The sequence below is a fragment of the Umezawaea tangerina genome, assembly GCF_003002815.1.
GTDB classification, from domain to species: domain Bacteria; phylum Actinomycetota; class Actinomycetes; order Mycobacteriales; family Pseudonocardiaceae; genus Umezawaea; species Umezawaea tangerina.
On record NZ_PVTF01000004.1, the window covers coordinates 573,789 to 598,655 of the forward strand.

The 24,867-nt window shown below is 71.9% G+C and carries 27 protein-coding genes; 6 read left to right on the forward strand and 21 right to left on the reverse strand.

What is annotated here, in order from left to right; translation table 11 throughout:
- Positions 1–150: 150 nt before the first annotated feature.
- The 4 genes from smc to CLV43_RS16730 all read right to left on the reverse strand — a co-directional run bounded on the left by smc (position 151) and on the right by CLV43_RS16730 (position 5,592).
- Complete coding sequence (smc, locus tag CLV43_RS16715) at positions 151–3,969, reverse strand: chromosome segregation protein SMC (protein WP_106188071.1); 3,819 nt, start codon at positions 3,967–3,969, stop codon at positions 151–153.
- Positions 3,970–4,075: 106 nt separating this feature from the next.
- Positions 4,076–4,768 carry an anti-sigma factor family protein gene (locus tag CLV43_RS16720; protein WP_106188072.1) on the reverse strand — a complete coding sequence of 231 codons (693 nt, stop codon included), beginning with the start codon at positions 4,766–4,768 and terminating at the stop codon, positions 4,076–4,078.
- Entirely contained in the window at positions 4,765–5,271 is a 507-nt protein-coding gene (locus CLV43_RS16725; RefSeq protein WP_106188073.1) for a sigma-70 family RNA polymerase sigma factor, read from the reverse strand. Before CLV43_RS16725 ends, CLV43_RS16720 begins: the two co-directional genes overlap by 4 nt.
- Before the next feature lie 33 nt (positions 5,272–5,304).
- Positions 5,305–5,592 carry an acylphosphatase gene (locus tag CLV43_RS16730; protein ID WP_106188074.1) on the reverse strand — a complete coding sequence of 96 codons (288 nt, stop codon included), beginning with the start codon at positions 5,590–5,592 and terminating at the stop codon, positions 5,305–5,307.
- Positions 5,593–5,820: 228 nt separating this feature from the next.
- Between CLV43_RS16730 and CLV43_RS16735 the strand changes: the two genes are divergently transcribed.
- A complete protein-coding gene (locus CLV43_RS16735) occupies positions 5,821–6,351 on the forward strand; it encodes a hypothetical protein (RefSeq protein WP_106188075.1) in 531 nt (176 codons plus the stop codon).
- Between the two features lie 151 nt (positions 6,352–6,502).
- Positions 6,503–6,994 (forward strand): prolipoprotein diacylglyceryl transferase, encoded by a 492-nt coding sequence (locus tag CLV43_RS16740; protein ID WP_106188076.1) that lies wholly within the window; start codon positions 6,503–6,505, stop codon positions 6,992–6,994.
- A 19-nt stretch (positions 6,995–7,013) separates the two neighbouring features.
- Here CLV43_RS16740 and CLV43_RS16745 read toward each other — a convergent pair whose 3' ends face one another.
- Both CLV43_RS16745 and CLV43_RS16750 read right to left on the reverse strand, forming a co-directional pair.
- Positions 7,014–7,697: a response regulator gene (locus CLV43_RS16745; RefSeq protein ID WP_106188077.1), complete on the reverse strand. Its 684-nt coding sequence runs from the start codon at positions 7,695–7,697 to the stop codon at positions 7,014–7,016.
- The gene (locus tag CLV43_RS16750; RefSeq protein WP_106188078.1) at positions 7,694–10,210 is read right to left on the reverse strand and encodes a DUF4118 domain-containing protein; all 2,517 of its coding nucleotides are present in this window, start codon (positions 10,208–10,210) and stop codon (positions 7,694–7,696) included. The genes CLV43_RS16745 and CLV43_RS16750 overlap by 4 nt, the downstream gene beginning before the upstream one ends.
- A gap of 319 nt (positions 10,211–10,529) precedes the next feature.
- On the opposite strand from CLV43_RS16750, the gene CLV43_RS16755 reads away from it, so the two are divergent.
- On the forward strand, positions 10,530–10,967 hold the full coding sequence (locus CLV43_RS16755; RefSeq protein WP_106188079.1) for a MarR family winged helix-turn-helix transcriptional regulator: 438 nt from the start codon (positions 10,530–10,532) through the stop codon (positions 10,965–10,967).
- A 45-nt stretch (positions 10,968–11,012) separates the two neighbouring features.
- Here CLV43_RS16755 and CLV43_RS47805 read toward each other — a convergent pair whose 3' ends face one another.
- Entirely contained in the window at positions 11,013–12,170 is a 1,158-nt protein-coding gene (locus CLV43_RS47805; protein ID WP_170155862.1) for an HAAS signaling domain-containing protein, read from the reverse strand.
- Positions 12,167–12,490 (reverse strand): PadR family transcriptional regulator, encoded by a 324-nt coding sequence (locus tag CLV43_RS16765; RefSeq protein WP_106188080.1) that lies wholly within the window; start codon positions 12,488–12,490, stop codon positions 12,167–12,169. The genes CLV43_RS47805 and CLV43_RS16765 overlap by 4 nt, the downstream gene beginning before the upstream one ends.
- Before the next feature lie 241 nt (positions 12,491–12,731).
- On the opposite strand from CLV43_RS16765, the gene CLV43_RS16770 reads away from it, so the two are divergent.
- Positions 12,732–13,955, forward strand: coding sequence for a hypothetical protein (locus tag CLV43_RS16770; RefSeq protein WP_106188081.1), 1,224 nt, complete (start codon positions 12,732–12,734; stop codon positions 13,953–13,955).
- Complete coding sequence (locus CLV43_RS16775; RefSeq protein ID WP_106188082.1) at positions 13,952–15,025, forward strand: hypothetical protein; 1,074 nt, start codon at positions 13,952–13,954, stop codon at positions 15,023–15,025. Before CLV43_RS16770 ends, CLV43_RS16775 begins: the two co-directional genes overlap by 4 nt.
- On the opposite strand, the gene mutM is transcribed toward CLV43_RS16775, so the two are convergent.
- The 6 genes from mutM to CLV43_RS16805 all read right to left on the reverse strand — a co-directional run bounded on the left by mutM (position 15,018) and on the right by CLV43_RS16805 (position 18,600).
- Positions 15,018–15,905 (reverse strand): bifunctional DNA-formamidopyrimidine glycosylase/DNA-(apurinic or apyrimidinic site) lyase, encoded by an 888-nt coding sequence (mutM, locus tag CLV43_RS16780; protein WP_106188083.1) that lies wholly within the window; start codon positions 15,903–15,905, stop codon positions 15,018–15,020. The two genes, CLV43_RS16775 and mutM, sit on opposite strands and share 8 nt — an antisense overlap.
- A 21-nt stretch (positions 15,906–15,926) precedes the next feature.
- Positions 15,927–16,175, reverse strand: a complete 249-nt coding sequence (locus tag CLV43_RS16785; protein WP_106188084.1) for a hypothetical protein — start codon at positions 16,173–16,175, stop codon at positions 15,927–15,929.
- Between the two features lie 5 nt (positions 16,176–16,180).
- The gene (gene rnc / locus CLV43_RS16790) at positions 16,181–16,984 is read right to left on the reverse strand and encodes a ribonuclease III (RefSeq protein ID WP_106188085.1); all 804 of its coding nucleotides are present in this window, start codon (positions 16,982–16,984) and stop codon (positions 16,181–16,183) included.
- Positions 16,985–17,011: 27 nt separating this feature from the next.
- Positions 17,012–17,194 carry a 50S ribosomal protein L32 gene (gene rpmF, locus CLV43_RS16795; protein ID WP_106188086.1) on the reverse strand — a complete coding sequence of 61 codons (183 nt, stop codon included), beginning with the start codon at positions 17,192–17,194 and terminating at the stop codon, positions 17,012–17,014.
- Between the two features lie 2 nt (positions 17,195–17,196).
- Positions 17,197–17,784: a YceD family protein gene (locus CLV43_RS16800; protein ID WP_106188087.1), complete on the reverse strand. Its 588-nt coding sequence runs from the start codon at positions 17,782–17,784 to the stop codon at positions 17,197–17,199.
- Between the two features lie 99 nt (positions 17,785–17,883).
- Positions 17,884–18,600 (reverse strand): DivIVA domain-containing protein, encoded by a 717-nt coding sequence (locus CLV43_RS16805; RefSeq protein ID WP_106188088.1) that lies wholly within the window; start codon positions 18,598–18,600, stop codon positions 17,884–17,886.
- 240 nt (positions 18,601–18,840) lie between these two features.
- Here CLV43_RS16805 and CLV43_RS16810 point away from each other — a divergent pair, with 240 nt between their 5' ends.
- A complete protein-coding gene (locus CLV43_RS16810; RefSeq protein WP_425445759.1) occupies positions 18,841–19,233 on the forward strand; it encodes a GNAT family N-acetyltransferase in 393 nt (130 codons plus the stop codon).
- Between the two features lie 400 nt (positions 19,234–19,633).
- Here CLV43_RS16810 and coaD read toward each other — a convergent pair whose 3' ends face one another.
- The 7 genes from coaD to CLV43_RS16845 are packed head-to-tail and all read right to left on the reverse strand — an operon-like array spanning position 19,634 to position 24,764.
- Positions 19,634–20,116 carry a pantetheine-phosphate adenylyltransferase gene (gene coaD, locus CLV43_RS16815; protein ID WP_106188090.1) on the reverse strand — a complete coding sequence of 161 codons (483 nt, stop codon included), beginning with the start codon at positions 20,114–20,116 and terminating at the stop codon, positions 19,634–19,636.
- A 54-nt stretch (positions 20,117–20,170) separates the two neighbouring features.
- The gene (gene rsmD / locus CLV43_RS16820) at positions 20,171–20,737 is read right to left on the reverse strand and encodes a 16S rRNA (guanine(966)-N(2))-methyltransferase RsmD (protein WP_106188091.1); all 567 of its coding nucleotides are present in this window, start codon (positions 20,735–20,737) and stop codon (positions 20,171–20,173) included.
- A 4-nt stretch (positions 20,738–20,741) separates the two neighbouring features.
- Positions 20,742–21,443 (reverse strand): SDR family NAD(P)-dependent oxidoreductase, encoded by a 702-nt coding sequence (locus CLV43_RS16825; RefSeq protein WP_106188092.1) that lies wholly within the window; start codon positions 21,441–21,443, stop codon positions 20,742–20,744.
- Positions 21,440–22,273 (reverse strand): arginase family protein, encoded by an 834-nt coding sequence (locus CLV43_RS16830; RefSeq protein WP_106188093.1) that lies wholly within the window; start codon positions 22,271–22,273, stop codon positions 21,440–21,442. The genes CLV43_RS16825 and CLV43_RS16830 overlap by 4 nt, the downstream gene beginning before the upstream one ends.
- A complete protein-coding gene (locus tag CLV43_RS16835) occupies positions 22,266–23,354 on the reverse strand; it encodes an MBL fold metallo-hydrolase (protein WP_106188094.1) in 1,089 nt (362 codons plus the stop codon). The genes CLV43_RS16830 and CLV43_RS16835 overlap by 8 nt, the downstream gene beginning before the upstream one ends.
- Before the next feature lie 45 nt (positions 23,355–23,399).
- Complete coding sequence (locus CLV43_RS16840) at positions 23,400–23,936, reverse strand: hypothetical protein (RefSeq protein WP_106188095.1); 537 nt, start codon at positions 23,934–23,936, stop codon at positions 23,400–23,402.
- A gap of 21 nt (positions 23,937–23,957) precedes the next feature.
- A complete protein-coding gene (locus CLV43_RS16845) occupies positions 23,958–24,764 on the reverse strand; it encodes a polyprenyl synthetase family protein (RefSeq protein ID WP_170155863.1) in 807 nt (268 codons plus the stop codon).
- Between the last annotated feature and the right edge of the window lie 103 nt (positions 24,765–24,867).

Consider the following 24,867-nt stretch of genomic DNA (forward strand, 5'->3'; position numbering starts at 1 on the left):
AGTGGGCACGATGCTGTCGTTGACGCACTGCGCGCACTGTCAGCGAGCCTGGAATTGCCAGCCAGATCACGCCACCAAGCAAGCACGTCACCACCCGGCGCTGGTTCCCGGTCGGCCACAACGACCCAGCGGCGTTGACCAGCTGAGTCGTCAGTTCTCCGGGTCGGCTACGGGTTCCGGCGTGGCCACCGCGGCTTCAGCAGCGCCGTCCACGTCGTCGAGCGAACTGGCAGCACCAGGCTCAACCTCACCCGCAGCACCCGACTCGGCCGTGAGCTTCGCCACGGTGGTCTCAGCCGCCGCCGAAGCCCCCTCCTCCACCGCCTGAGCCGCCTCGGCGTCCCGATCGGGCACCGTGCCGGTCGACTCGATCACCGCGGGCTTCGCCCCGCGACCGCGCAACCGTTGCGAGATCACCTGGCTGATGCCGTCGCCGCGCATCGACACCCCGTACAGGGCGTCGGCGATCTCCATCGTCGGCTTCTGGTGGGTGATGATCAGCAGCTGGGACTTCTCGCGCAGCTGCTCGAACAGCCCGATCAGCCGGTGCAGGTTCGTGTCGTCCAGTGCCGCCTCGACCTCGTCCATCACGTAGAACGGCGAGGGGCGGGCGCGGAAGATGGCGACGAGCATGGCCACGGCGGCGAGGGACTTCTCGCCGCCGGAGAGCAGGGAGAGGCGTTTGACCTTCTTGCCCGGTGGGCGCGCCTCGATCTCGATGCCCGTGGTGAGCATGTCCGACGGGTCGGTGAGGACGAGCTTGCCCTCGCCGCCGGGGAACAGGGTGGCGAAGACGACGAGGAACTCGCGGGCGACGTCCTCGTAGGCGGCGGTGAAGACCTCGAGGATCTTGTCGTCCACGTCCTTGACCACGGTGAGCAGGTCGCGGCGGGTGGCCTTGATGTCCTCGAGCTGGTTGGAGAGGAACTTGTAGCGCTCCTCCAGCGCTGCGAACTCCTCCAGGGCCAGCGGGTTGACCTTGCCGAGCAGCGACAGGTCGCGTTCGGCGCGCTTGGCGCGGCGGGACTGGGTGTCGCGGTCGTACGGGATGGGCTGGGGCGGGGTGACCTGCTCGCCGCGTTCCTTGGCGGCCTCGTACTCGGCGATCTCCGGCTGCGAGGGCGGGATCATCATGTCCGGGCCGTACTCGCTGACGAGGTCGTCGAGGCCGATGCCGAAGTCGTCGGCGATCTTGGTCTCGAGCTGTTCGATGCGCATCCGCTGCTCGGCGCGCAGCACCTCGTCGCGGTGCACGGCGTCGGTCAGCTTCTCCAGCTCGCCGGACATCTCCCGCACCACGCCGCGGACCTGCGTGAACAGGGCCTCGTGCTTGGCCCGGCGCTCCTGGGCGACGTCGCGTTCGTGCACGGCGCGGCGCAGCGACTCCTCGATGCGCTCCAACGCCGTCCCGCCGCCGCGCACGACGGCCTTGGCGATGACGGCCCCGTGCGCGCGGGCGGCGTGGGCGCGCTGGGCGCGTTCACGGGCCTCGCGCTCGGCGCGGGCGGCGCGGCGCAGGCCCTCCGCCTTGCCCTGGACGGCGCGGGCGCGTTCCTCGGCGGTGCGCAGGGACAGCCGGGCGTCCATCTCGGCCTGGCGGGCGGACGACAGCTCGGCGGCGATCTCGTCGCGGTGCGAGGAGTCGGGCTCGTCGTCGAGGGTCTGCTCCTCCTGCGCGACCAGCAGGCGCTCCTCGAGCTCCTCGAGCTTGCCGAGGGCTTCCTCGCGGGCCTGTTCGACCTTCGCGCGCTGGGCGCGGACCCGTTCGACGTCGGCCTCGGCGGACCGGACGGCCTGGGCGAGGCGGTTGAGGCGCTCGGAGGACCGCGCGCGGCGGACCTTGGCCTCGTTCATCTCCTCCTTGACCGCGGCGACCTCGGCGCGCCGGGCCTGCTGCTCGGCGCGCGCGCCTTCGAGCGCGGCGCTGGAGCCCTCCAGGGAGTGCTCGGCGACCGCGAGCTTCTCCTCGGCCTCGTCGACGGCGGCCTGGACCTCGATGACGCTCTGGCTGCGGCCGGAGCCGCCGATGGCCCAGTCCGCGCCGAACAGGTCGCCCTCGCGGGTCACCGCGCGCACGTCCGGGTGCGCGGCCACGAGGTCGCGGGCGGCGTCCAGGCCGTCCACGACCGCCACGCGGTCGAGCGCGCGGTGCAGCGCCGGGCGCAGACCGTCCGGGGCGCGGACCAGCGCCACGGCCCACCGCGCGCCGTGCGGCAGCGCAGGCCACGACGTGGTGTCGGCGGTCGGCCGGTCGCCGCCGACGAGCACGCCCGCGCGGCCGGAGTCGTTCTCCTTCAACAGCTTCAGGGCTTCCAGGGCGTCGTGGCCGCCCGCGACCGCCACCGCGTCCGCGATCGGGCCCAACGCGGCCGCCAACGCCACCTCGGCGCCCTGTTCGACGGTCAGCAGGGCCGCCACGGACCCCAGCAGGCCCGGCAGGCGAGCCCCGGCGGCGAGCAGCGCGCCCGCGCCGTCCTTGCGCGTCAGGCCCAGCGACAGGGCGTCCACGCGGGCCCGCCACGACGCGATGTCGCGTTCCGCGGTGCGCTCGGCCCTGATCAGCTCCTCGACCCGGTTCTTGGCCGCGTCGTTGGCCTGCACGGCCTGCCGGTGGCGTTCGTCGAGACCGAGGTCGCCCTCGTCCTCGGTGCCGGTGGTGGCCTCCTGCTCGGCCTGTTCGAGCTGCACGAGCTCCGCGCGCTCGGTCGCCTCGGCGAGCGCGGTGGACATGCGCTCGATCTCCTCGGACGTCGCGTTCGTCTTGCTGCGCAGCGCCTCGACCTGGCCGGACAGCCTGGCCAGGCCCTCGCGGCGGTCGGCGATGGCGCGCACGGCGGCCAGGTGCGCCTTCTCGGCGGCCGACACCATGCGTTCCAGCTCGGTGCGGACCTCCAGCGCCTCGGCCAGCCCGATCCGGGCCTCCGTCACGCCCTCCTGGAGCTCCAGCTCCATCTCGGCGGTCTGCTCGGCCTCGGCGTCCAGCTCGTCCGGGTCGCGGCCGCCGCGCGGCGCCTCGACGGCGGCGGACAGGTGCCGGGCGCGTTCCACGGCCAACCGCACGGTGCCGCGCAGCCGTTCCTCCAACGCCGAGAGCCGGTACCAGGTGTCCTGGGCGCGGGACAGCTTCGGGGCGTCCGCGGCGACCAGTTCCTCCAGCTCGTTCTGCTGGACCTGGGCGACCTGCAACGACGCCTCGACCTCGGCGCGGCGGGCACGGGCGGTGGCCTCGTCCTGCTCCTCGCGGGCCAGCTGGGACCGCTGGGTCACCAGGTCGTCGGCGAGCAGGCGCATCCTGGCGTCGCGCAGCTCCGACTGCACGGTCTGGGCGCGGCGGGCGATCTCGGCCTGCTTGCCCAGCGGCTTGAGCTGGCGGCGCAGCTCGGCGGTGAGGTCGGTGAGGCGCGTCAGGTTGGCCTGCATCGCCTCCAGCTTCCGCAGCGCCTTCTCCTTGCGCTTGCGGTGCTTGAGGACGCCCGCGGCCTCCTCGATGAAGGCGCGGCGCTCCTCGGGCTTGGACTCCAGGATCGCGGCGAGCTGGCCCTGGCCGACGATGACGTGCATCTCGCGGCCGATGCCGGAGTCCGACAGCAGCTCCTGCACGTCCATGAGCCTGCACGAGCTGCCGTTGATCTCGTACTCGGTGGCGCCCTCGCGGAACATCCGGCGGGTGATCGACACCTCGGAGTAGTCGATGGGCAGCGCGCCGTCGGCGTTGTCGATCGTCAGCGTCACCTCGGCGCGGCCCAGCGGGGCCCGCCCCGACGTGCCGGCGAAGATGACGTCCTCCATCTTGCCGCCGCGCAGGTCCTTCGCGCCCTGGGTGCCCATGACCCACTTCAGGGCGTCCAGCACGTTCGACTTGCCGGACCCGTTGGGGCCGACGACGCAGGTGATGCCGGGTTCGAAGCGCAGCGTCGTGGCCGAGGCGAAGGACTTGAAGCCCTTCAGCGTCAGGCTCTTCAGGTGCACGTCCGGTGGGCCTTCCCGCGTCCTGGTTCGGAACTTATCCGGTGGAGACTACCGGTGGGCGCGCGGCGGACGTGGGAGGCGTGGCCCCTGACCAGCGGATCGATGATCAGCCGGGCGGTCTGAGGGTGACCAGGACCTGCTGGTCGGCCACGACCTCCATGTGGTCGATGCCGTCCACCGCGAACGACGACGAACCGGGGATGACCTCGCCGTCCGTGTCGCTGGTGCCCCACCAGCCGCCCACCTCCCGCGTGCCGCTCTTGGCGTAGAGCACGACCATGCAGCGCAGGCCGGGCTTCACGTCCTTGAGCCGCAGCCGCACCTCGGTGCCCCAGCCGTGGCTCACCATCGCCACCGACGCGCCGACGCCGGTCTTGCCGTCCATCGCCGACCAGGTCGGCGGCGGGGGCGCGGACGTGGACGGGTCGGCCACCCGGACCGGGTCGCCCTCGACCATCCGCGGGATGAACAGGCCCGCCGCGACCAGCAGCGCCACCAGCACACCGGCGCCCACCAGCAGCAACGTGCGGCGGGACTTCCTCGGCTCCGGGTCGGGGACCGGCCGCAGCGCGGTGATCGGGGGCAGCGGCTGGTTGTCGTAGGGGTCCGGGTCGTCGAACGGCAGCTCGAGGTCGGCGAGGTTCACCTGGCCGAGCAGGCCGGGCAGCGGGGCGAGCCGGATCAGCTCCTCGCGGCACACGTGGCACGTGTTGAGGTGGCGCTCGAACACCGACCGCTCCGCCGGGTCCAGCGCACCGAGCAGGTAGGCGCCCAGCGACGTGATCTGGAAGCAGCTCACGACTCGGTCACCCCTCTCTCGGCGAGGGCGTCGCGGAGGGCGCGCAGGGCGTAGAAGCTGCGGGACTTCACGGTGCCCGCGGGGATGCCGAGCGACTTGGCCGCCTCGGTCACGGTGCGGCGGCGGTAGTAGAGCTCGATCACGACGCTGCGGTGGTCGGCGCTCAGCGCGCGGAGGGCCTCGGCCACCTGCCAGCTCTGCAACACGTGATCCACCTCGTCGGCCACGGGTGGAAGGTCGTCGGGCTCGATCGGGATCTCGGTGGCCCGCGCCACCCTGCGCCGGTAGCCGGACACCACGAGGTTGCGCGCGACCGTGTACAGCCACGGACCCGCCTGCTCGGGGCTCAGCTCGTCGGAGTGGCGCCAGGCCCGGAACAGCGTCTCCTGGACGATGTCCTCGGCGTGCTGGTAGTCGCCGCCGACCATTCGGAGGACATAGCCGTGCAGCGGTCCGCGCCAGCGACCGTACAACTGCCTGACCACATCTTCACCGGGCTCCACAACGACTTACTACGCCGTCGGGGCAGAACTCGTTCAACGCTCTACGAAACCCACCAGGTTTCCCCTCGGATCGGACCAACGTTCTACCACAGCGTCCACCCGTCCGGGTGAATCTCCTGAACGCAGCGCGACCAACAGCTGCCTGCACGTGGTCCTCGGTCCCTCGGCGTTCACCTCGACCCGGCCGTCGCGGAGGTTCGAGGCGCTTCCCACCAGTCCCAGCTCCAGCGCGCGGGCACGGGTCCACCACCGGAACCCGACCCCTTGGACCTCTCCGCGCACCCATGCGGTCAACCGGACGTGGGGCTCTGCTGTCGACACGGCACCATCCTGCCAAACGGTTCACCACACGCCTGTAATTCACCCGATAGTGGTACGGTGCGCGACCGTGAGCGCCCGCCGGAGTGACCTGTCAACCGGGAGCGCCACACCCCCGAGCCGCCTTGTCCGATCTTGGACGAACCCGCTCGGCCACCGTGACGCGGCGCGCCGCCGCTCGTTCACCACCACGGGCACTTCCCCCTCTGGACGACGATCTCAGGAGATGGTGTGAGCGACGGGCTGTACGAGACGCCGGAACCCGACAGCGCACGGGTACGCGTGGCCCCGAAGGTCGTGCTGGCCGCGGCGGGGGTCGTGGTCGCGACCCTCTTCGCCGCCGTCGCGGCGCTGACCGGGAGCCCCGACGACGAGGCGACCCCGGCGAAGCCCATCCTGCGCGACGACGTCGTGTCCCGGAGCACGCTGAGCAACTCGCCGCCGTCCCGGACGAAGTCCAGCTCCGCGGCCCCGACCTCGACGTCGGAGTCCTCGCAGCCCACCGAGGACGCCCCCGGCACGACGACCCCGGTCAAGACCAAGGTCACCACGGTCACCAGGGCGGACGGCACCACGACCACCACCACGGTCGAGGACACCACCACCGAGCAGCCGCAGCCGCCCCGCACCACCACGACCCCGCGCACCGAGGACCCGACCACCAAGCCGACCAGCCCCAGCAACCCGCCCACCGACCCGACGACGCCGCCGACCGTGACCGACCCCACGACACCGCCCAGCGAGGGCGGCACGTCGAACTGACCCGAACGACGTCACGCGGAATCGGTGACGGTCAAGTAGCGGAGTGTCACACGAAGGTGTAGGAGCCGACCCGAACGGTGCGGTGATCAGCGCTTTCCGCCGATAAGTCGAGCACGGAACCATCCAACCGGGTTTCCCACAGGGAGATGGTGTGTTCGAGCAAGAACAGTCGGAGTCACCGGAGAAGAAGGTCTCCTCGGTGGTGCTGCTGGCGGCGGGCGGCGTCCTCGTGGCGACCGTCTGCGCCACCCTCGCGTCCATGCTGGCCACCAGCGGCGGCAAGCCCGAGGCGGGTCCTCCGAAAGCGCAGGCGGAGGTCGAGGAGACCACCGTCGAGACCAGCACGTCCATCAGCGTCGCGCCCGACGGCAGCACCGCCACCGTGGTGATCACGGTGTCCGGGAAGCCGAAGGGCGAACAGGAGCGCGTGCACAACGCCTCGGCTCCCGGATCGGGCGAGCAGGCGCCGGAGGTGGCGCTGACGCCCACCGAGCAGACGACCAGCGAGCAGCAGACGACCAAGCGCCCGCCGAGCAACCCGCCGACCTCGCGGACCCAGCCGAGCACGCCGTCGTCGACCTCCGCGCCGGTGGAGACCACCACGACCGCCCCGGAACCGTCCGCGGACCCGTCGAAGCCCTGAGCCGACTTCGATACCCGCACTAGAGCTCGAACCGGTACCCCATGCCCGGCTCGGTCAGCAGGTGCCGGGGGTGCGAGGGCTCGGGTTCGAGCTTGCGGCGGAGCTGGGCCAGGTAGACGCGCAGGTAGTGGCTCTCCTTGGCGTACGCGGGGCCCCAGACCTCCTGGAGCAGCTGCTTCTGGCCGACCAGCCTGCCGCGGTTGCGGGCCAGCATCTCCAGCAGGCCCCACTCGGTGGGGGTCAGGTGGACCTCGGCGCCGTCGCGGTGGACCTTCTTGGCGGCCAGGTCGACGGTGAACGACGCCGTCTCCACGACGGCGTCCTCGCCCGCGGTCGGCGAGGTCGCCGAGCGGCGGACGGCGGCGCGCAGGCGGGCCAGGAGCTCGTCCATGCCGAACGGCTTGGTGACGTAGTCGTCGGCGCCCGCGTCCAGGGCGGAGACCTTGTCCGAGGAGTCGGTCCTGGCGGACAGGACGATGATCGGGACCGAGGTCCAGCCGCGCAGGCCCGCGATCACGTCGGTGCCGTCGAGGTCCGGCAGGCCGAGGTCGAGCACGACGACGTCGGGTTTGCCGTCGGCGGCCGCGGTGAGCGCGGAGGCGCCGTCGTGGGCGGTCAGCACCTGGTAGCCGCGCGCGGTGAGGTTGATGCGCAGGGCGCGCACGATCTGCGGCTCGTCGTCGACCACCAGGACCCTGGTCACGCGGGCACCTCCCCGTCGGAGTCGGCCGTGTCGAAGGCGGGGAGCGCGATCACCATGGTGAGCCCGCCGCCGGGTGTGTCCTCGGCCCTGATGGTGCCGTTCATCGCCTCGGTGAACCCCTTCGCCACGCTGAGCCCGAGCCCGACACCGGGTGAGGCGGCGCGGTCGCCCAGGCGCTGGAAGGGGGCGAACACCTCGTCCGCGGTGCCCCTGGGGAGGCCGCGGCCGTGGTCGACGACGCGCAGCTCGACGCGTTCGGCGTGCTCGCTGGCGCGGATGGCGACCTGGCCCCCACCGCCGTAGCGCAGGGCGTTGTCCACGACGTTCGCGACGACCCGCTCCAGCAGGCCGACGTCGGCGCGCACGGGCACCAGCTGCTCGTCCACGTCGACCTCGACGCGCCGCACGTCGTCCACACCGGACAGCGCCCGCGCGACCACCTCGTCCAGCCCCACCGCGCGGAACAGCGGCCGCACCGCGCCGGTCGCGAGCCGCGAGGAGTCGAGCAGGTTGTCGATCAGGCCGGTGAGCCGGTCGGCCGACACCTCGACGGTCTCGTTCAGCTCGGCCACGTCCTCGTCGGACAGCCGCAGCTCCGGGTCGCGCAGGCTGCCGATGGCGGCCTTGATGGACGTCAACGGGGTCCTCAGGTCGTGCCCGACGGCGGACAGCAGCGCGGTGCGCAGCTCGGTGCCCTCGGCCCGGCGCTGGGCGTCACGAGCCTGGTCGGCCATCCGCTGCTGCCGCAGGGCGAGCAGCGCCTGTCCGGCGGCGGCCTCCAGCACCCGGCGGTCGGACGCGGGCAGCGGCCTGCCGCGCAGCACCAGCCGGACGTCCGGGGTCACCGGGATGTCGACGTCGGGCTCGCAGTCGGCCACCACGCCGACGCTCTCCACCCGCGCCCAGTCGCCGTCGGTCCGCTCCAGCAGCACCACGGACGCGAGCCCGAAGTTCTCCCGGACCTTCTCCAGCAGCCGCACCAGCGGGTACGGGTTGGTGAGGACGGTCCGGGCGTAGGAGGCGAGCAGCGTGGCCTCGGTGCGGGCGCGGGCGGCCTGCTCGGCGCGGCGGGCGGCCCGGTCCACCACCAGCGCCACGGTCACGCCGACCACGACCATCGCGACCAGCGTGACCACGTTCTGCTGGGTGTCCACGGTGAAGGTGAACAGCGGCGGCGTGAAGTAGAAGTTCAGCAGCAGCGCGGAGAACACGGCGGCGAACACCGCGGGGCCGAGCCCGCCGACGAGTGCGACGAGGACGGTGGCGAGGAAGTAGTCCACGACGTTGGTCGACTGGATCAGGTCGTCGCGCAGCCACACGCCGATGGCCGTGGCGAGGATCGGCGCCAGCACCGCCAACGCCCACCCGGCCAGGCGCCGCGAGGTCCGCAGCGGGCTGCGCGCGACGGCCGCGCGCCAGCGGGAGCCGGACTGGTCGTGGGTGACCATGTGCACGTCGATCGGCCCGGACTCCTGGAGCACGGTCGCGCCGATGCCCTCGGAGAACAGCCGCGCCAGCCGGGTCCGCCGCGAGGTGCCGATCACCAGCTGGGTCGCGTTGGTGCCGCGGGCGAACTCCAGCAGCGCGCTCGGCACGTCGTCGCCGACGACGGTGTGGAACGTGGCCCCGACGTCCTTGGCGAGCCCGCGGTAGCGGGCGACGGCGGCGGGCGCGGCGCCCGCGAGCCCGTCGCCGCGCAGGATGTGCAGCACCTGGAGCTCGGCGCCGGCACGGGTCGCGACGCGGCGCGCGCGCCGGATCAGGGTCTCGCTCTCCTTGCCGCCGGTGATCGCGACGACGACCCGTTCGCGGGTCTCCCAGGTGTCGGTGATGCTCTGCTCGGCCCGGTACCGGCGCAGCGCCACGTCGACCTGGTCGGCGACCCAGAGCAGGGCGATCTCGCGCAGCGCGGTCAGGTTGCCGGGGCGGAAGTAGTTGCCCAGCGCGGCGTCGATCTTGCTCGCCGGGTACACGTTGCCGTGCGCGAGCCTGCGCCGCAGGGCCTCCGGGGTGAGGTCGACGAGCTCGATCTGCTCGGCGCGGCGCACGACCTCGTCGGGCACGGTCTCGCGCTGCGGCACGCCGGTGATGCGCTGCACGACGTCGTTGAGGCTCTCCAGGTGCTGCACGTTCACCGTGGACAGCACGTCGACGCCCGCCTCCAGCAGCTCCTCGACGTCCTCCCAGCGCTTGGCGTTGCGCGAGCCGGGGGCGTTGGTGTGCGCGAGCTCGTCGACCACCGCGACCTCGGGGTTCCTGGCGAGCAGCGCGTCGACGTCCATCTCCTCGACGTCGAGCCCGCGGTGCCGGAACTCCTTGCGCGGCAGCACGTCCAGGCCCGCGACGAGCTCGGCGGTCTTCTCCCGGCCGTGCGTCTCGACGAGCCCGACCACCACGTCGGTGCCGCGTTCGCGCCGCCGGTGCGCCTCGCCGAGCATGGCGAACGTCTTCCCGACACCCGGCGCGGCCCCGAGGTAGATGCGCAGCTCGCCGCGTCTGCGTCGATCGTCCACGCCGGTCAGTGTGCACGCTGGTGAACGTGGTTCCGCATGGACACACAGTGCCCCGGAGAATCACCCGATCGGGGATCGTTGACGGTGTCTTGACGACGTCGGCGGCGGAATTGACACGATTTTGACGGTCAGGGCGGCCTCATCCTGATGGCGGTAGCTCTCGGGACCCGGACCTGCAGCGTTACGACAAAGGTGTGGTGCGGTCGCGCAAGAGGACACTATTCGTCGATCAAGCTGGACACGAGTGGTGCGAAAGTGCGAATGTCCTGTCCGAATTCGGACAATCGCTCACCTCAGAGTGAGCACGCGGAGGACCGTTATGACCACCAGTGTGACCAACCAGGAAGCACTGCAACTCGTCGTGGCGGTGCACAGGTTGGTGAGGAGTCTCCGCCAGACGGCATCCGTGCGGCGGCTGCAGCCGACCCAGATGCTCGTGCTGTCGGAGCTGGCGATGCACGGCCCGATGCGCATCGGCGAGATCGCGGTGCGGGCGCTGTGCTCGCAGCCCACCGCGACGACCGTCGTGACCGGCCTGGAGGCGGCCGGGTTCGTGCACCGGGAGCCCGACCCGGCCGACGGCCGCGCCACGATCGTGGAGCTGACCGGGTCCGGCCGGGAGACGATCATCTCGATGGCCCACGGCGAGGCCGAGCTGCTGTCCGACCGGCTCGCCCAGCTGACGCCCTCCGAGCAGGAGCTGCTGCTCGCCGCGACGCCACTGCTGCGCAGGCTCGGTGAGCCCGCGCAGCAGTGATGGAGCGGGTGAGCGGGACCCCCGACCGGTCCCGCTCACCCGTGGTCACTTCGAGGTGGGCACCGTCGGCGGCGCCGAGGACCCGCTCGGGGGTGGCGCGACCGAGCCGGAGGGGTCCACCGAGGCGGAGGCCGAACCGGACGGCGACGCGGAGGGCGACGAGGGCCGGGCCGGGACGGCGACCGCGAACGGCACACCGGTGATCTCCTCGCACCTGCCGTTGTCGCTGTAGTCCACCCGCGGCCGCGGGTACCGGTTGTCGTCGCGGTCCCGGTAGTCCGGGCCGGGCCTGCCGCAGCCGTAGAACGTCGTCACGATGGGCTGGCCGTCCTCGTCGTAGAGGTAGACGTCGGTCAGCGGCCTGCCCTGCTGGTCGAACACGTAGATGTTGTTCGGCAGCGACGGCCGGGAGGGGATGTAGTCCTGGCTGGAGCGGCTGTACCCGCCGTTGGGGATGACGGAGCCGAGGATGTAGAGCAGCACCCCGGCGGCGAACGCGCCCGCGGGCAGGCTGACCCACAGCCAGCGGCGGTCCTCCTTCGCCTTGGGGCCCGACACCAGCGCGAGGCCCGCGAGCGCGAGGCCGATCAGGAAGACCGGCGACATGCCGTCGAGCACCAGGCCGGAGATCGCGATCAGCACGGCGCGCGCCAGCCACCAGGCGGGCTGCAACGACTTCAGGTACGCGATCGCCTTGGCGGCCTGCCCCTGCTCGGCCTGCTCCAGCGCCGAGCGCACCGCGGCCGTCTCCGGCAGGTCGCCGACCTGGCCGATCAGCTCGGCCTTGCGGTTGAGCAGGATGATCGCCCACACCACGAACACCGCGACCAGCAGCGCCAACGGGAACCCGTCGCGCCCGCCGATGCCCATGCCGAACGCGGCGGCCGTGCCCGCGACCAGCGCCCAGAACGCGAACCGCGCGGCGAACACCGGTTTCTCCGGGACCGCCACGGCGGCGACGGAGGCGGCGGGAGGGTAGCCGGCCGCGACGCGCAGCTCGTGGGCGTACGCCTCGGGCGTGCCCAGCCTCGTCGTCAGCGCCTCGGCGGAGAAGTCCTCGCCCAGCTCGTCGGCGACCTCGACCACGTGCGCGCCGGCGTCGTCCATGATCTCGGAGATCTCGACGTCCGGCAGGTCGGCGAGCGCCGCGCGCATCCTGTCCAGGTAGTCCTGGACCTCGGCGCGAGTGTGCGTGCTGCTCATGCCACCACCCCCAGCAGGTCGTCGAGCGTGTGCGCGAACGACCGCCATGTCCTTCCCGACTCGGCCAGGCGTTGCCGTCCCGGCTCGTTGAGGCTGTAGTACTTCCGGTGCGGGCCCTCTTCGCTCGGGACGACGTACGAGGTCAGCAGACCGGCGTTGTAGAGCCTGCGCAGAGTGCCGTAGACGGAGGCGTCCCCCACCTCGTCCAGACCTCCCGCGCGAAGTCTGCGCAGCACGTCGTAGCCGTACCCGTCCTCCGTGCGGAGCACCGCGAGGACGGCGAGGTCCAGCACCCCCTTCAACAACTGGCTTGTGTCCATGCGGTTCTCCCCGGTGATGTGCCGTGAACAGTACTACGGAATGCGCAGTAGTGTCCACGGCGCAGCACCCTTCGGGTACGCGGTGGCGACGGCCGCGGCCGAGCAGCGCGCGGGCATCGCTTGCGGTGCAAGGACTTCCACCTCCGCACGCCCCCACCGGACCGCGCGGGACAGGTCGTAACGCCCGGCGCGAGGTCGGCGATCAAGGGGCCAAGTACGCCTCGCACGGAGGTCTCCACCCATGGAAGTGTTGTCCGAGCTGGACGACGATCTGGTCGGCTGGCTGGTCGCAGGCGGCTCCGCCGTCGTCGCGCTGCTGTCCGGTCTGGTCGCGCGCCGCCGCGCCCGGCGCAGGAAGGCCCTGCGCGACCGGTCGGTCAAGGTCATGGTCGTCGGCCTGCCCGAGTCGGGGAAGACCGCGCTGCTGGCCAGCATGTTCCGCAGGCTCGCCTACGGCGGGCCGGACGGCGTGCTCGTGGAGACCGACCGGGCGACGACCGGCCAGCTGCTCGCGCTGACCAGGGCGATGGAGCACCGCGACGAGGAGGTGCCCGCCGGGACCCTGCTCGACGACACGACGAACTACGAGTTCACGTTCCTGGTCACCGACGACGGCGGCGGGCACGTGCGGCCGTGCGGGGTGAGCTACCTCGACTACGCGGGCGAGCACGCGGGACCGCTGGTCCGACCGGGCACGACCGAGCCCGCGCCGGAGGTGATGGCCGCCGCCGCGCGCAGCGACGTGCTGATGGGCATCCTGGACGGCCAGCGCGTGGTGCGGATGATGGAGGGCCAGGCGGACGAGGACTTCTTCACCGAGCTGGGGGACCTGATCCTGCTGCTGGCCAGGGCACCGCAGAAGGCCGCGCACCTGATCATCACCAAGTGGGACGTCGTGCACCCCCGGTTCAGCCTGGCCGACGTCGTGGCGCGCCTCGACCTGTTCCCGCCGTTCCGCCAGTTCCGCGGCCACCGGCGGCACGGGGTGCTGCGGGTGATCCCGGTGAGCTCGTTCGGGATGAACGGCTACCTGTTCCGGGACGCGGAGGGCGTGGTGTGCAAGAGCGGCAAGCCCGACCTGCACTGGGACCCCTACAACGTCGCCACCCCGCTCGCGTTCGCGCTGCGGGACGTGATGACCGGCAACACCAGCCGCGCGTCCGAGGGGCGCGCGAACCGCAGGCGGCGGGTGCGGGAGTTCTCGCACTTCTTCGTCGCGGTGGGCGCCCTGCTGGGCATGATCAGCGTTCAGGTGCCGCTGCTGTCGTTCGGCGCCGTCGAGTTCGTGCTCAAGCGCAACGGCCTCGCGGGCCTGGCCGCGGTCGCCGACCGCCCGCAGGAGGTCGAGGACCGGGTGCGGCGCCCCCAGCAGCGCAGCGTGCTGCGGGTGCTCAGCTTCCTCGACCGGCTGACGGCCAACGGCGCGTCGATCGAGCTGACGCAGTACCGCAGGAGCACGGTGTGACGACCGCGTGGCCGTTCCTGGTCGGCCGGGCCCGCACCGCCGGGCACCGGGTCGTCGTGGCACCCGACTTCATGCTCAAGCAGGGCACCGCGTCCTCGTTGACGCGGATCTCGCGCGGCCCGGACACGCCCGAGGGCGAGGTGGTCGTGGACCTCGTGGAGGGCGGTCTGCTGGTCGTGTCCCGCGTGTTCGTGGGCGACCGCGCCGACTACGGCGTCGACGGGACCGGTCCGCTGCGCGACGGCAGCGGACGGGCGATCCGGCTCACCGAGGGGCTCGTGGTCCGGGGGGACGCCCAGCTGGTGGCCGCGGCGGACCTGGCGCGCGGGCACGAGGTGGCGGCGGCGGCGTTCCGGCGGTTCTGGGACGGGGAGGACGACCACGAGGTCGAGGGCTCGACCGGGTTCCGGATCGGTCCCGGCGCGGAGCGCGGCGGGTCCGCGCCTCCGGCCGGTCGGACGTCCCGGCGGCTGCTCGGCGGGCTCGTGGCGCTCGGTGTGGTCGGCGCGGGCGCCTTCGGCGTGGTGCGGATGACCGGGGACGCTCCCCAGCAGGCCGTCGTCACGGTCACCCGGACCGCTTCCGCGCCCACGTCCACCGAGTGCGCCAAGCCCACAGCGTCGTGCCTGGTCTCCCCCACCGAGCTGGTCACCGCCGCCGCGGTGGTGATCGACGCCCCGAACGCCGTCGTGGGGCCGGGCGCGGACTGCGCGACCGACCGCGGCACGGGGTTGCGGGTGGTCTGGGCGAAGTCCGCGGGGAGCGTGCGGCTGGACTGGTCGGGCGCCGCCGACGGGCACGTCGACCTGACCGGTCGGCCCCGCGCGGAGCTGTCCGTGCGGACCGAGGGCGGTGTGGACGCGCTGGAGCTGGTGGTCGCCGACACGAAGGGCCACGAAGGGGTGAAAGCCCTCCCGCTGGCCGCGTTCGCCGGGAAGCAGACGGCGACCGTGGACCTGACGGGGATGCCGAACCTCGACCTGGCGTCCGTGCGCAGCGTCGGGCTGCGCTGGCCGCAGGGACGTGAGGACGGTTCGGGGATGTGCCTGGCGGGTGTGGCCTTCAGGTGACCCGGCGCGCGGGGCGGGGCTTCGGCTGGCAGACCGGGCAGGAGAAGGAGGAGCGGTTCATGAACGGCTCCCGCACGATCACCGCGCCGCAGCGCCGGCACGGCTCGCCCTCCTGGCCGTAGACGGCGAGGGAGCGGTCGAAGTAGCCGGACTGGCCGTTCACGTTGACGTACAGGGCGTCGAACGAGGTGCCGCCCTGGCCCAGTGCCTCGTTCATGACCTCGGTGGCGTGCACGAGGAGCTCGGCCGCCTGCGCCTTGGTGAGCTTGTCGGTGGGGCGCAGGCCGTGCAGGCGGGTGCGCCACAGCGACTCGTCGGCGTAGATGTTGCCGACGCCGGAGACCAGGGTCTGGTCGAGGAGTGCGCGTTTGACCTCGGTGCGCTTGGCGCGCAGCGCGCGCACGGCGGCCGCAGCGTCGAAGGCGGGGTCCATGGGGTCGCGGGCGATGTGCGCGACGGGTTCGGGGAGGCGGGTGCCGTCGACCTCGACGATGTCGGAGAGGGCGAGGCCGCCGAAGGTGCGCTGGTCCACGAAGCGGAGCTCGGGGCCGTCGTCGGCGAAGGAGATGCGGACGCGGAGGTGCTTCTCGTCCGGGCTGCCGGGCTGCTGGACCAGCATCTGGCCGCTCATGCCCAGGTGGGCCAGCATGGCTTCGCCGTCACCGGTGCCGGGGCCGTCGAGGTCGACCCACAGGTACTTGCCGCGCCTGCGGGCGGCGACCATGCGCTGCCCGGCGAGGCGTGCGGAAAAATCCGCCGCACCGGGTAGGTGGCGGCGGATCGCTCTCGGGTGCAGCACGTCGACGGCCGAGATGACCCGGCCGGCGACGTGGGCGTCCAGGCCGCGGCGAACGACCTCTACTTCAGGGAGTTCGGGCACGACTCGGGGTTCGAACTGGGCTCAGGCGTCGACCTGGGCGTCCTCGGAGGCTTCAGCCGCACGGGCGGCCTCGAGCTCCTCCAGGGCTTCCAGGTCCTCGTACGCGGCGGCCTGCGGCTTGGTGGGCTTGAGCATCCACCCGCCTGCCTGGGCGGTGTCGCGGACGAGCACCAGCCCCTGGATGCCCCCGCTGCGCACAGCGCTCAGCGGGCGCGAGGGGCGGTTGGCGGAACGTGCGCGTCGGTTGGTGCGGACGTTGGTGGCGTACATCGGCGTCAGTCTTCCTCGGTGGGTGAGGTCTCGGATGAAGCCGAGTTACCAGCATGCCCGTTCTCGGCCGCGCCCGCTTCTCGATCAGCGCCAGCCCGTTCCGACAACACGCGATAGGCGGCCGCGGCCGCCTTCTGCTCGGCTTCCTTCTTGGTGCGACCATCGCCTGAGCCGTAGGAGTTGCTCGCCACGACCACGGTCGCGGTGAACTCCTTGCGGTGATCCGGACCCTGGTCGTCCACCCGGTACTCGGGCACTCCAAGGCCTGCTGAGGCGGTGAGTTCCTGAAGGCTGGTCTTCCAGTCGAGGCCTGCGCCGCGCAACGGCGCCTCTGCCAGCAACGGGTCGAACAGCCTGTGCACAAGTTTGCGCGCGGTATCGATACCGTATTCCAGGTACACCGCGCCGATGACGGCTTCGAGGCCGTCGGCGAGGATGCTCGCCTTGTCCCTGCCGCCGGTCAGCTCTTCCCCGCGACCGAGGAGCAGGTAGCCGCCCAGTCCGTCCTCGCCCAGCGTTCGGGCGACGCCCGCCAGTGCGTGCATGTTGACCACGCTGGCGCGGAGCTTGGCGAGCTGCCCCTCGGGCAGATCGGGGTGGGTGTTGTAGAGGTGATCGGTGACGATGAGCCCCAGGACTGCGTCGCCCAGGAACTCGAGCCGTTCGTTCGGCGGCAAGCCGCCGTTCTCGTAGGCATAGGAACGATGTGTCAAGGAGAGCACGAGGAGCTCGGCGTCCAGTTGGACGCCGAGCGCTTCGAGCAACGGGGCGCGATCGGCGGACCGATCACGCGACGACCTACCCCCCACGGTTCGCCGCTACCTTCGCCAGGAGACTCAGGCCGGCTGAACAACCTGGCGGCCGTCGTACTGGCCGCAGGTCGGGCAGGCGATGTGCTGGGGCTTGGGGGCGCGGCACGCCTTGTTCGAGCACGCCACCAAGTGCACGGCACTGGTCTTCCACTGGGCGCGGCGCGAGCGCGTGTTCGAGCGCGACATCTTCCGCTTCGGGACGGCCACGACTAGTTCTCCTCCGAGTTATCACGATTCCCGCCGAACCGCTCTTGCAACGCGGCCCAACGGGGATCCATCGTCTCATGCCCGTGGTCGGGCCCAAGCTCCGCCAGCTTGCCCCCGCACTCGACGCACAGCCCAAGGCAGTCCGGCGAACACAGCGGCACCTGCGGCAGCGCGAGCACGACGGCATCCCGCACCACAGGTTCGAGGTCGATCAGATCGTCCGAGATCCGGCTGACCTCGTCCTCATCAGTGGTCTCATCCGTGGCGCTGTCCGGGTACGCGAACAACTCCATCAGCTTGATCTCGACGTGGTCGGAGATCGGGTCGAGGCAGCGCGAGCACTCCCCGGCCACGTCCGCGGACGCGGTGCCCGAGATCAGCACGCCCTCCACGACCGACTCCGCCAACAGGTCGAGCTCGACCGTCCCGCCTTCCGGCACCGCGATCACGTCGAGCAGGCCGAGGCCTGCAGCGGGCACTGACCGCTGGTAACTGCGGCTGGTGCCCGCTCTACGACCGATGTCCCTGGTGTCGATGATCCAGGGCCCGGTTGCTGTGGGACGCGCGGAGGCGTGACGATGCTCAGACATGATGTGTTGGTTTCGCTGTCGGTGGACCTACCACGGCCAGCCGCTCCAGGGTACGCGACAAGTGGTCCGTCGGCGAAATCGCCAGGTGAGTCCGTCGTCTCAGTCGTGGTAGTCGAACGGCGCGGACACGCTCGCGACGGCCGGGCCCCGCAGGTGCGAACGGCCCTTCCCGACGCTGCGCAGGGTGTGCGCCAGCAGGTCCTCGAAGTCGGCGAGCTTGCCGTCCACGTACGCGTCGCACTCGCTGCGCAGCCTGATGGCCTCGGACTGGGCCGCGTCGAGCACGCGCGCGGACTCCGCGTGCGCCGCGGCCACGACCTCCGTCTGGTCGACCAGGCGCACCTGCTCCGCCCGGCCCTCCTCGACGGCGCGCTCGTAGCTCGCCCGCCCCGCCTGCACCATCCGGTCGGCCTCGGAGTGCGCCCGACCCACCAGGTCCTCGTACTCCTGGCGGCCCGCGGCGACCGTGCGCTCCGCCTGGTTCTCGGCCTCGTCGACCATGCGCTCGGCGCGGGCACGGGCCTCGGCGAGCATCCGCTCCGCCTCGGCGTGCGCCTCCGCGACCATCCGCTCGGCCTCGGACCTGGCCTTGCTGACACCGGTCTCCGCCTCGTGAGCGGCCTTGCCGACCAGCTCGTCCTTGTGGTCGAGCACGTCCTGCGCGTCGTCCAGCTCGGCGGGGATGGCGTCACGAACGTCGTCAAGAAGTTCGAGGACGTCGCCACGCGGCACGACGCACCCGGAGGTCATCGGTACCCCACGCGCTTCCTCGACGATCGTGACCAGTTCGTCGAGGGCCTCGAACACCCGGTACACGTCACTCTCCTCGCAACACAGGCCAGTACTGGACCAGTCTGCCCTGCCGGTCGGGTGGGGGTGGGGAGATCGGCAGGGCGTGTCCGGTTTTGCCGGTGGATGTCGGGTGGGTTGGGATGCGGGTGGTGGGTTCGTGTCGGGGTCCACGTTGGGTTCGTGTCGGGTTCGTGTCGGGAGGGGATGGGTGTGGAGGTCGGGATCAGGGTGGCTCGGGTGGGGGACGTGCCGGCGATCGTGGAGATGTTGGCGGATGACCCGTTGGGGGCGGGGAGGGAGAGGCCTGGGGATCCGGGGTACGTGGCGGCGTTCGAGGAGGTCGAGAGGGATCCGCGGCAGGTGTTGGCGGTGGCGGTTCTGGATGGCGAGGTGGTGGGGACGTTGCAGTTGACGTGCACGCCGGGGTTGTCGCGGGTGGGGATGGTGAGGGGGACCATCGAGGCGGTGCGGGTTCGGGGGGATCTACGGGGGAGGCGGATCGGGGAGGCGTTGGTGGGGTGGGCGTTGGAGGAGGCGCGGAGGAGGGGGTGCGGGGTGGTGCAGCTGACTACCGATGCGTCGCGGGTGGATGCGCATCGGTTTTACGAGCGGTTGGGGTTTTCGGCTTCGCATGTGGGGATGAAGTTGGCGTTGTGAGGGGTGGGGGGCGGGTTCGGGTGCGTTGTGGGTCACCCCCGCGAAGCCCGGCCCCCGTAGCGTTTCGGGGTTCCCGGCGAGGGAAGCCCGGCCCCCGTGCGCGCAATTGTCTCAATGCCTTGCCCATGTTTGTCAAGACGATAAAGCCATCTTGACAAACATGGGCAAGGCAGGAGGGCGCTGTGTATCGGGGGCAGGGGTAGATCTGGCTTCGCCAGCATCGAGCTGCGCTCGACACTGCATCCTCGGCTGCGCCGTCGGACCAGGCATCGGACTTCGTCCGACAAGGCCCCAGGCGCTCCGCGCCGGATGCGCGCTGGCGGGCTGCGCCCAACGGGGAGGGGGTGGTGGGGTGGCTTGTTTGCTTGTTTGCTTGTTTGCCTGCTTGCTTTGCTGCTGGTCAGCGGCGTTCTGCTAGGCGGAGCATGAGGCGGCGTTCGATGGTTTGGGGGAGCAGGGTGGAGACGTCGCCGCCGTAGGTGGCGACGTCCTTGACCAGGGAGCTCGCCAGGTAGCTGTAGATCGGGTTGGTGGGCATGAAGAGGGTGTCGACGCCGCTGAGCTGGTGGTTCATCTGGGCCATCTGCAGCTCGTAGTCGTAGTCGCTGACGGCGCGCAGGCCTTTGACGATGGCCTTGATGTCGTGTTCGCGGCAGTAGTCGACGAGCAGGCCGTGCCAGGAGTCGATGCGGACGTTGGGCCACTGGGCGGTGACCTCGGCGAGCATGTCGGTGCGTTCCTCAACGGAGAACAGGGTCTTCTTGTTCTTGTTGATGAGCACGGCGACGACGACCTCGTCGAAGAGCTTCGCCGCTCTGCCGATGATGTCCAGGTGTCCGTTGGTGACCGGGTCGTAGGAGCCGGGGCACACGGCACGCGTCATGGTTTTGGACGGTAGCACCCGATCGGACGCGGCCAGAGGGGTCCGTGTCGCTGATCACCCCTCCGGGGACGGGTGTTCTGCCCAGTGGAGGGTGGTGTCGCCGTAACGCTTGTCGCGCAAGGATTCCACCGGAGCGGGCCAGAGGGGGCGTTGGCTGCGGGAAGCGCGTTCGACGATGAGGACGGTGCCGGGGGCGGTCCAGCCGTTGAGGACGAGGCCGTCCAGCACCTTGCCGAGCTGGGTGTCGGTGATGGCGTACGGGGGGTCGGCGAAGACCAGGTCGAACGGGGTGGGGGCGGTGACGGCGACGACGGTCTCGGCGGGGCGGGCGATCACGGTGACGCCGGGGAGGCGCAGGTCGCGGGCGTTGGTGCGGAGCACGTCGGCGGCGCGGCGGTCGGACTCGACGAACGTGGCCTCGGCGGCGCCGCGGGACAGGGCCTCGAAGCCGAGGGCGCCGGAGCCGGCGTAGAGGTCGAGGACTCGCAGGCCGTCGAGGTCGACGAGGACCTCCAAGGCGCTGAACATCGCCTCGCGGACGCGGTCCGAGGTCGGGCGGGTCACCTTCGGCGGTACTTGCAGGCGGCGGCCACCGGCCGCGCCGGCCACGATCCTGGTCACCCGCTCATCGTCCCAGGTGCGCGCCGCCGTTGACCGGCACCACCTGCCCGGTGACGTGACCGGCCTCCGGGGAAGTGAGGAAGCCCACGACGGCGGCGACGTCGGCGGGGGTGCCGGGGCGGCCGGTGGCGGTCTGGCCGACCAGCCGCTCGCGGCGGGCGGCGGTCATGGAGTCGCCGAAGAACCCGGTGTCCTCGACGTAGCCGGGCGACACGACGTTCGCGGTGATGCCGCGGCGGCCGAGCGAGGACGCCAGGTCGGCGGTCCAGGCCTCGACGGCGGCCTTGGCGGCGCCGTAGCTGCCGCCGCCGCGACGGCCCGCGATGGAGCCGATCGTGACGATCCGGGCCTGGTCGGCTAGCCGCGGTGTCAGCGCGGTGGTCACCAGGACGGCGCTGACCACGTTCGACTCGTAGTCGGCCAGCCAGCCCGCGCGCACGTCCGCCAACGTGGCGGAGGAGCCGGACGCCACCCCGCCCGCGTTGTTGACCAGCACGTCCACCGACCCCGGCAGGTCGGCCAGGGCCCGGTCGACGGCGTCGGGGTCGGTCGCGTCGAACGCCACCCCGCGCACACCGGGCACCAGGGCGAGCACGTCGGCGCGCCGTCCGGTGATCACCACGTCCAGTCCCCTGGCGACCAGGTCCAGCGCGATCGCCCGGCCGATGCCGGTGCCTCCCCCGGTCACCACGGCGGTCCTGGTCATGACCCGAACCCCAGGCAGGCGCCGACAGCTTCGAGCAGCGGTACGAGCACGCGCAGGGCCTCGGGGTCGTCGGTGGCGCACTCGGTGATGCCCGCGCCGATCACCGGAGTCGCGGCGGCGATGGCGCGGATGGAGCCGACCAGCTGGGCGACGGTGAGGCCGCCGGGCGAGGGGCAGCCGACGCCGTCGAACTCGGTCGGGTCCAGGACGTCGAGGTCCACGTGCAGGTAGACCTCGTCGGAGTCGGTCTCCAGCACGGCCGAGCCCGCCATGCCCGAACGCCGGGCGGCGTGCGCGGGCAGGTAGCGGACGGTGCCGCGCCACACCTGCTCGCGTTCGGCGGGCTCCATCGACCGGGTGCCGAGCAGCACGGCCTTGTTGCGGCCGATCCGGGGCGTGGCCGCGAAGTCGGGGTCGCCGTCGCCGAGCAGGGCGCGCAGCACCATGCCGTGGAACGCGCCGGACGGGGAGGTGGCCGGGGTGTGCAGGTCGCCGTGCGCGTCGAACCAGGCGAGCCCGAGGGTCCGCCCGTACCGCTCGCGGGCGGCCCGCACGGGTTCGAGCTCGACGCCGCAGTCGCCGCCGATGGTGAGCACCTTCGACCGGGTTTTCAGCGCCGCCCGTTGAGCGGCCCGGTTCGCCAGCAGGACCTCGCGGTCGGCGATGCCGTCGACCACCGGCGACCCGTGCTCCCCCACCGGGACCGCGCGCACGTCGGCGCCGAGCACCTCACCGGCGAGCTTCGCCAACGCGCGCCCGCCCGACGGCAGCGACTCGGCCCTGGCGACGACCGCGCCCTGCCGCTGCGGGACGGAGTGGACCTCAGGCAAGCGCCTGCCACCAACCGTCGACCGCCGGTGGGTCGTTGACGTCGACCCGCTCCCCCGGCTTCGGCACGGCCAGCTTGATGTCGTGCGCCTTGGTCTCCCGCCACACCCGGTCCACCGGCTCGGACCAGTCGTGCACGGACAGGTTGAACGTCGCCCAGTGCACCGGGATCAGCAGCCCGCCGTTGAGCGCGAGGTGGGCGCGCACGCCCTCCTCCGGCGTCATGTGGATGTCCGGCCAGCCGACGCTGTACGCGCCGATCTGCACCAGGGACGCGTCGAACGGGCCGTGCTCGGCGCCGATGTCGGCGTACCCGTCGAAGTACCCGGTGTCACCGCTGTAGAAGACGCGGTGCCGCGGCCCGGCCACGACCCAGGACGCCCACAACGTGTTGTCGCGCTTGAGCCCCCGCCCGGAGAAGTGCTGGGCGGCGGTCGCGGTCAGCCGGACGCCCGCGACCTCGTGGCCCTCGTTCCAGTCCAGCTCGACGATCCGCGACTCCGGCACGTTCCACCGGCGCAGGTGCGCGCCGATCCCCAGCGGCACCACGAACGGCGCGGTGCTGTCCTGGGTGAGCGCCCGCACGGTCGGCAGGTCGAGGTGGTCGTAGTGGTCGTGCGAGATCACGACGGCGTCGATCGGCGGCAGGTCGGACAGCTCGTGCGGCACCGGGTGCAGCCGCTTGGGGCCGACCAGCTCCGACGGCGAGCAGCGGTCGGACCAGATGGGGTCGAACAGCACGCGGACGCCGTCGATCTCCACCAGCGACGACGCGTGGCCGTACCAGGTGATGTGCAGGCCCTCGGCGCTCGTGGTCCCGGTCGGCGGGCCGACCAGCGGGACCGGCCCCGACGGCTTGCGGCGGCCGCCGCCGAAGAGGAACTCGCGGAAGACGCCCGCGCTCTCCGCGTCCGGCATCGTGCTGGTGCGCTTGACGTTGTGGAACGTGCCGTCGCGGAACTGCGGTGACCGCCGCAGCAGCGCGGGGTCCGGTTTCCCGCCCAGCGCCGCGGGTACTCCGCGCACCGCCCAGGCCGCTCCGGCCGCCGCCAGTCCGAGCAGCACACCCGTCGTCTTCCTCATGGCACCTCCACTGTTCCGCCAGGCCATCGTCACACGCGTCAGGCCTCAGAGCTTGTCGGCGACCAGGACGGTGCGGTGACCGAGCCGGGCGGACAGCTCAAGGACGAACTCGGGGCGCAGCGGCGGCCAGTTCCAGAACGTCAGACCCAGCGCGCCGAAGCCCCACGGTGGTTCCCAACGCCAGCCGTTCGGATCCAGTTCCCTGGTGCAGATCGGGCACGGCCGGGTGCCGTCCGCCCCCTGCTGCCACTCCTCGAACGCGTCGGCGATCCGGTCCAGGTCCACCTCGGCGTCGCAGTGCGGGCAGTAGATGGCCTGATCAGGCGCTTTGGCGTAGTAGACGGCTCGGCCGACCTCGACGCGGAGCCCGTTCCAGGCCACCGAGCGGAGGGCTTCGTCGGGTTCGACGACGGCGCGCCCGAAGTGCGGGCCGGGAGCGTGACCGATCCCACAGGCGCAGTTGGTCCTCTCCTTGACCACCACGCCGATCTCGACCAGCCAGTCGATCACCTCTTGGGCCAGGTGCGGGGCCTCCTGCTCGGTCGCTTCGATGTCAGCGATCGTCTGGTAGCGGTCGTCCATGTCAGCGAGGTTGCCACAGCATCAGCACAACTTGGTCAACTGCGCCAAACGATCCCGACTTGCACCAACCGGAAGGCGGCGCAGCTTGCGCCGGGCGCGACCGGTGTACTGCTGCGCCATCCGCTCCGCGGACACCGCGCGCACGGGCTTGGGGTCGGTGCGCAGGTGCGTTGCCATGCCCAGGTTCTCGCCGAAACCGGCCAACGCGCGCGCCTGCTCCGGGGTGGCCCCGCCGAGCACCGCGCCGATGCGGCAGGCGGCCGCGAGCACGGCCGTGCGCAGCTTCGCCATCCGCAGGTACTCCACCGACGCCGGGTCCGGGTTCCCGTCGAGCTCCAGCGCGAGCTCCAGGCCGCGGTTGGCCTGCACGCCCGCCTCGGCCTGGATCCGGGTGGCGTCGGCGACCTGCTCGGCGGTGGCGCCGCGGTCGCGGCACTCGCCGATGAGGCCGAACCCGCGGAAGTACAGGGAGTTCGCCGCGACGAGAGCGCGTTCGGTGCCGAACCGCCGGTGCACGGCGACGCGGCCGTGCCGCACGTCGTCGCGGCGCATGAGGTCCTGGTGCACCTGGCTGCCGACGTGCAGGCACTCCACGCCGACCGCGGCGGGCAGCACGCGGTGCAGGTCGCCGCCGACGGCGAGGGCGGCGCGCAGCACGAGCAGCGAGCGCAGGAGGGTGCCGACGGGCAGCAGGGCGTAGCGGTCGACGGCGTCGAGGGAGCCCCGGCGGGAGTCCGGCCAGCGGGCCGCGAACTCGGTGCGCAGCATTTCGCGCAGGTCGTCGTCGTGGGGGCTGAGCGGAGGGTTGCGGCTGGCGTCGAGGTCCAAGGCGGGGCTCCTCTTCGGGGGAGGGGAGCACTCCATGCTGGTGGCCGCCGCGACCGGTGCGCGGCGCGTGACCCGGACGGTGCAACGACGCCACACGCCTGGC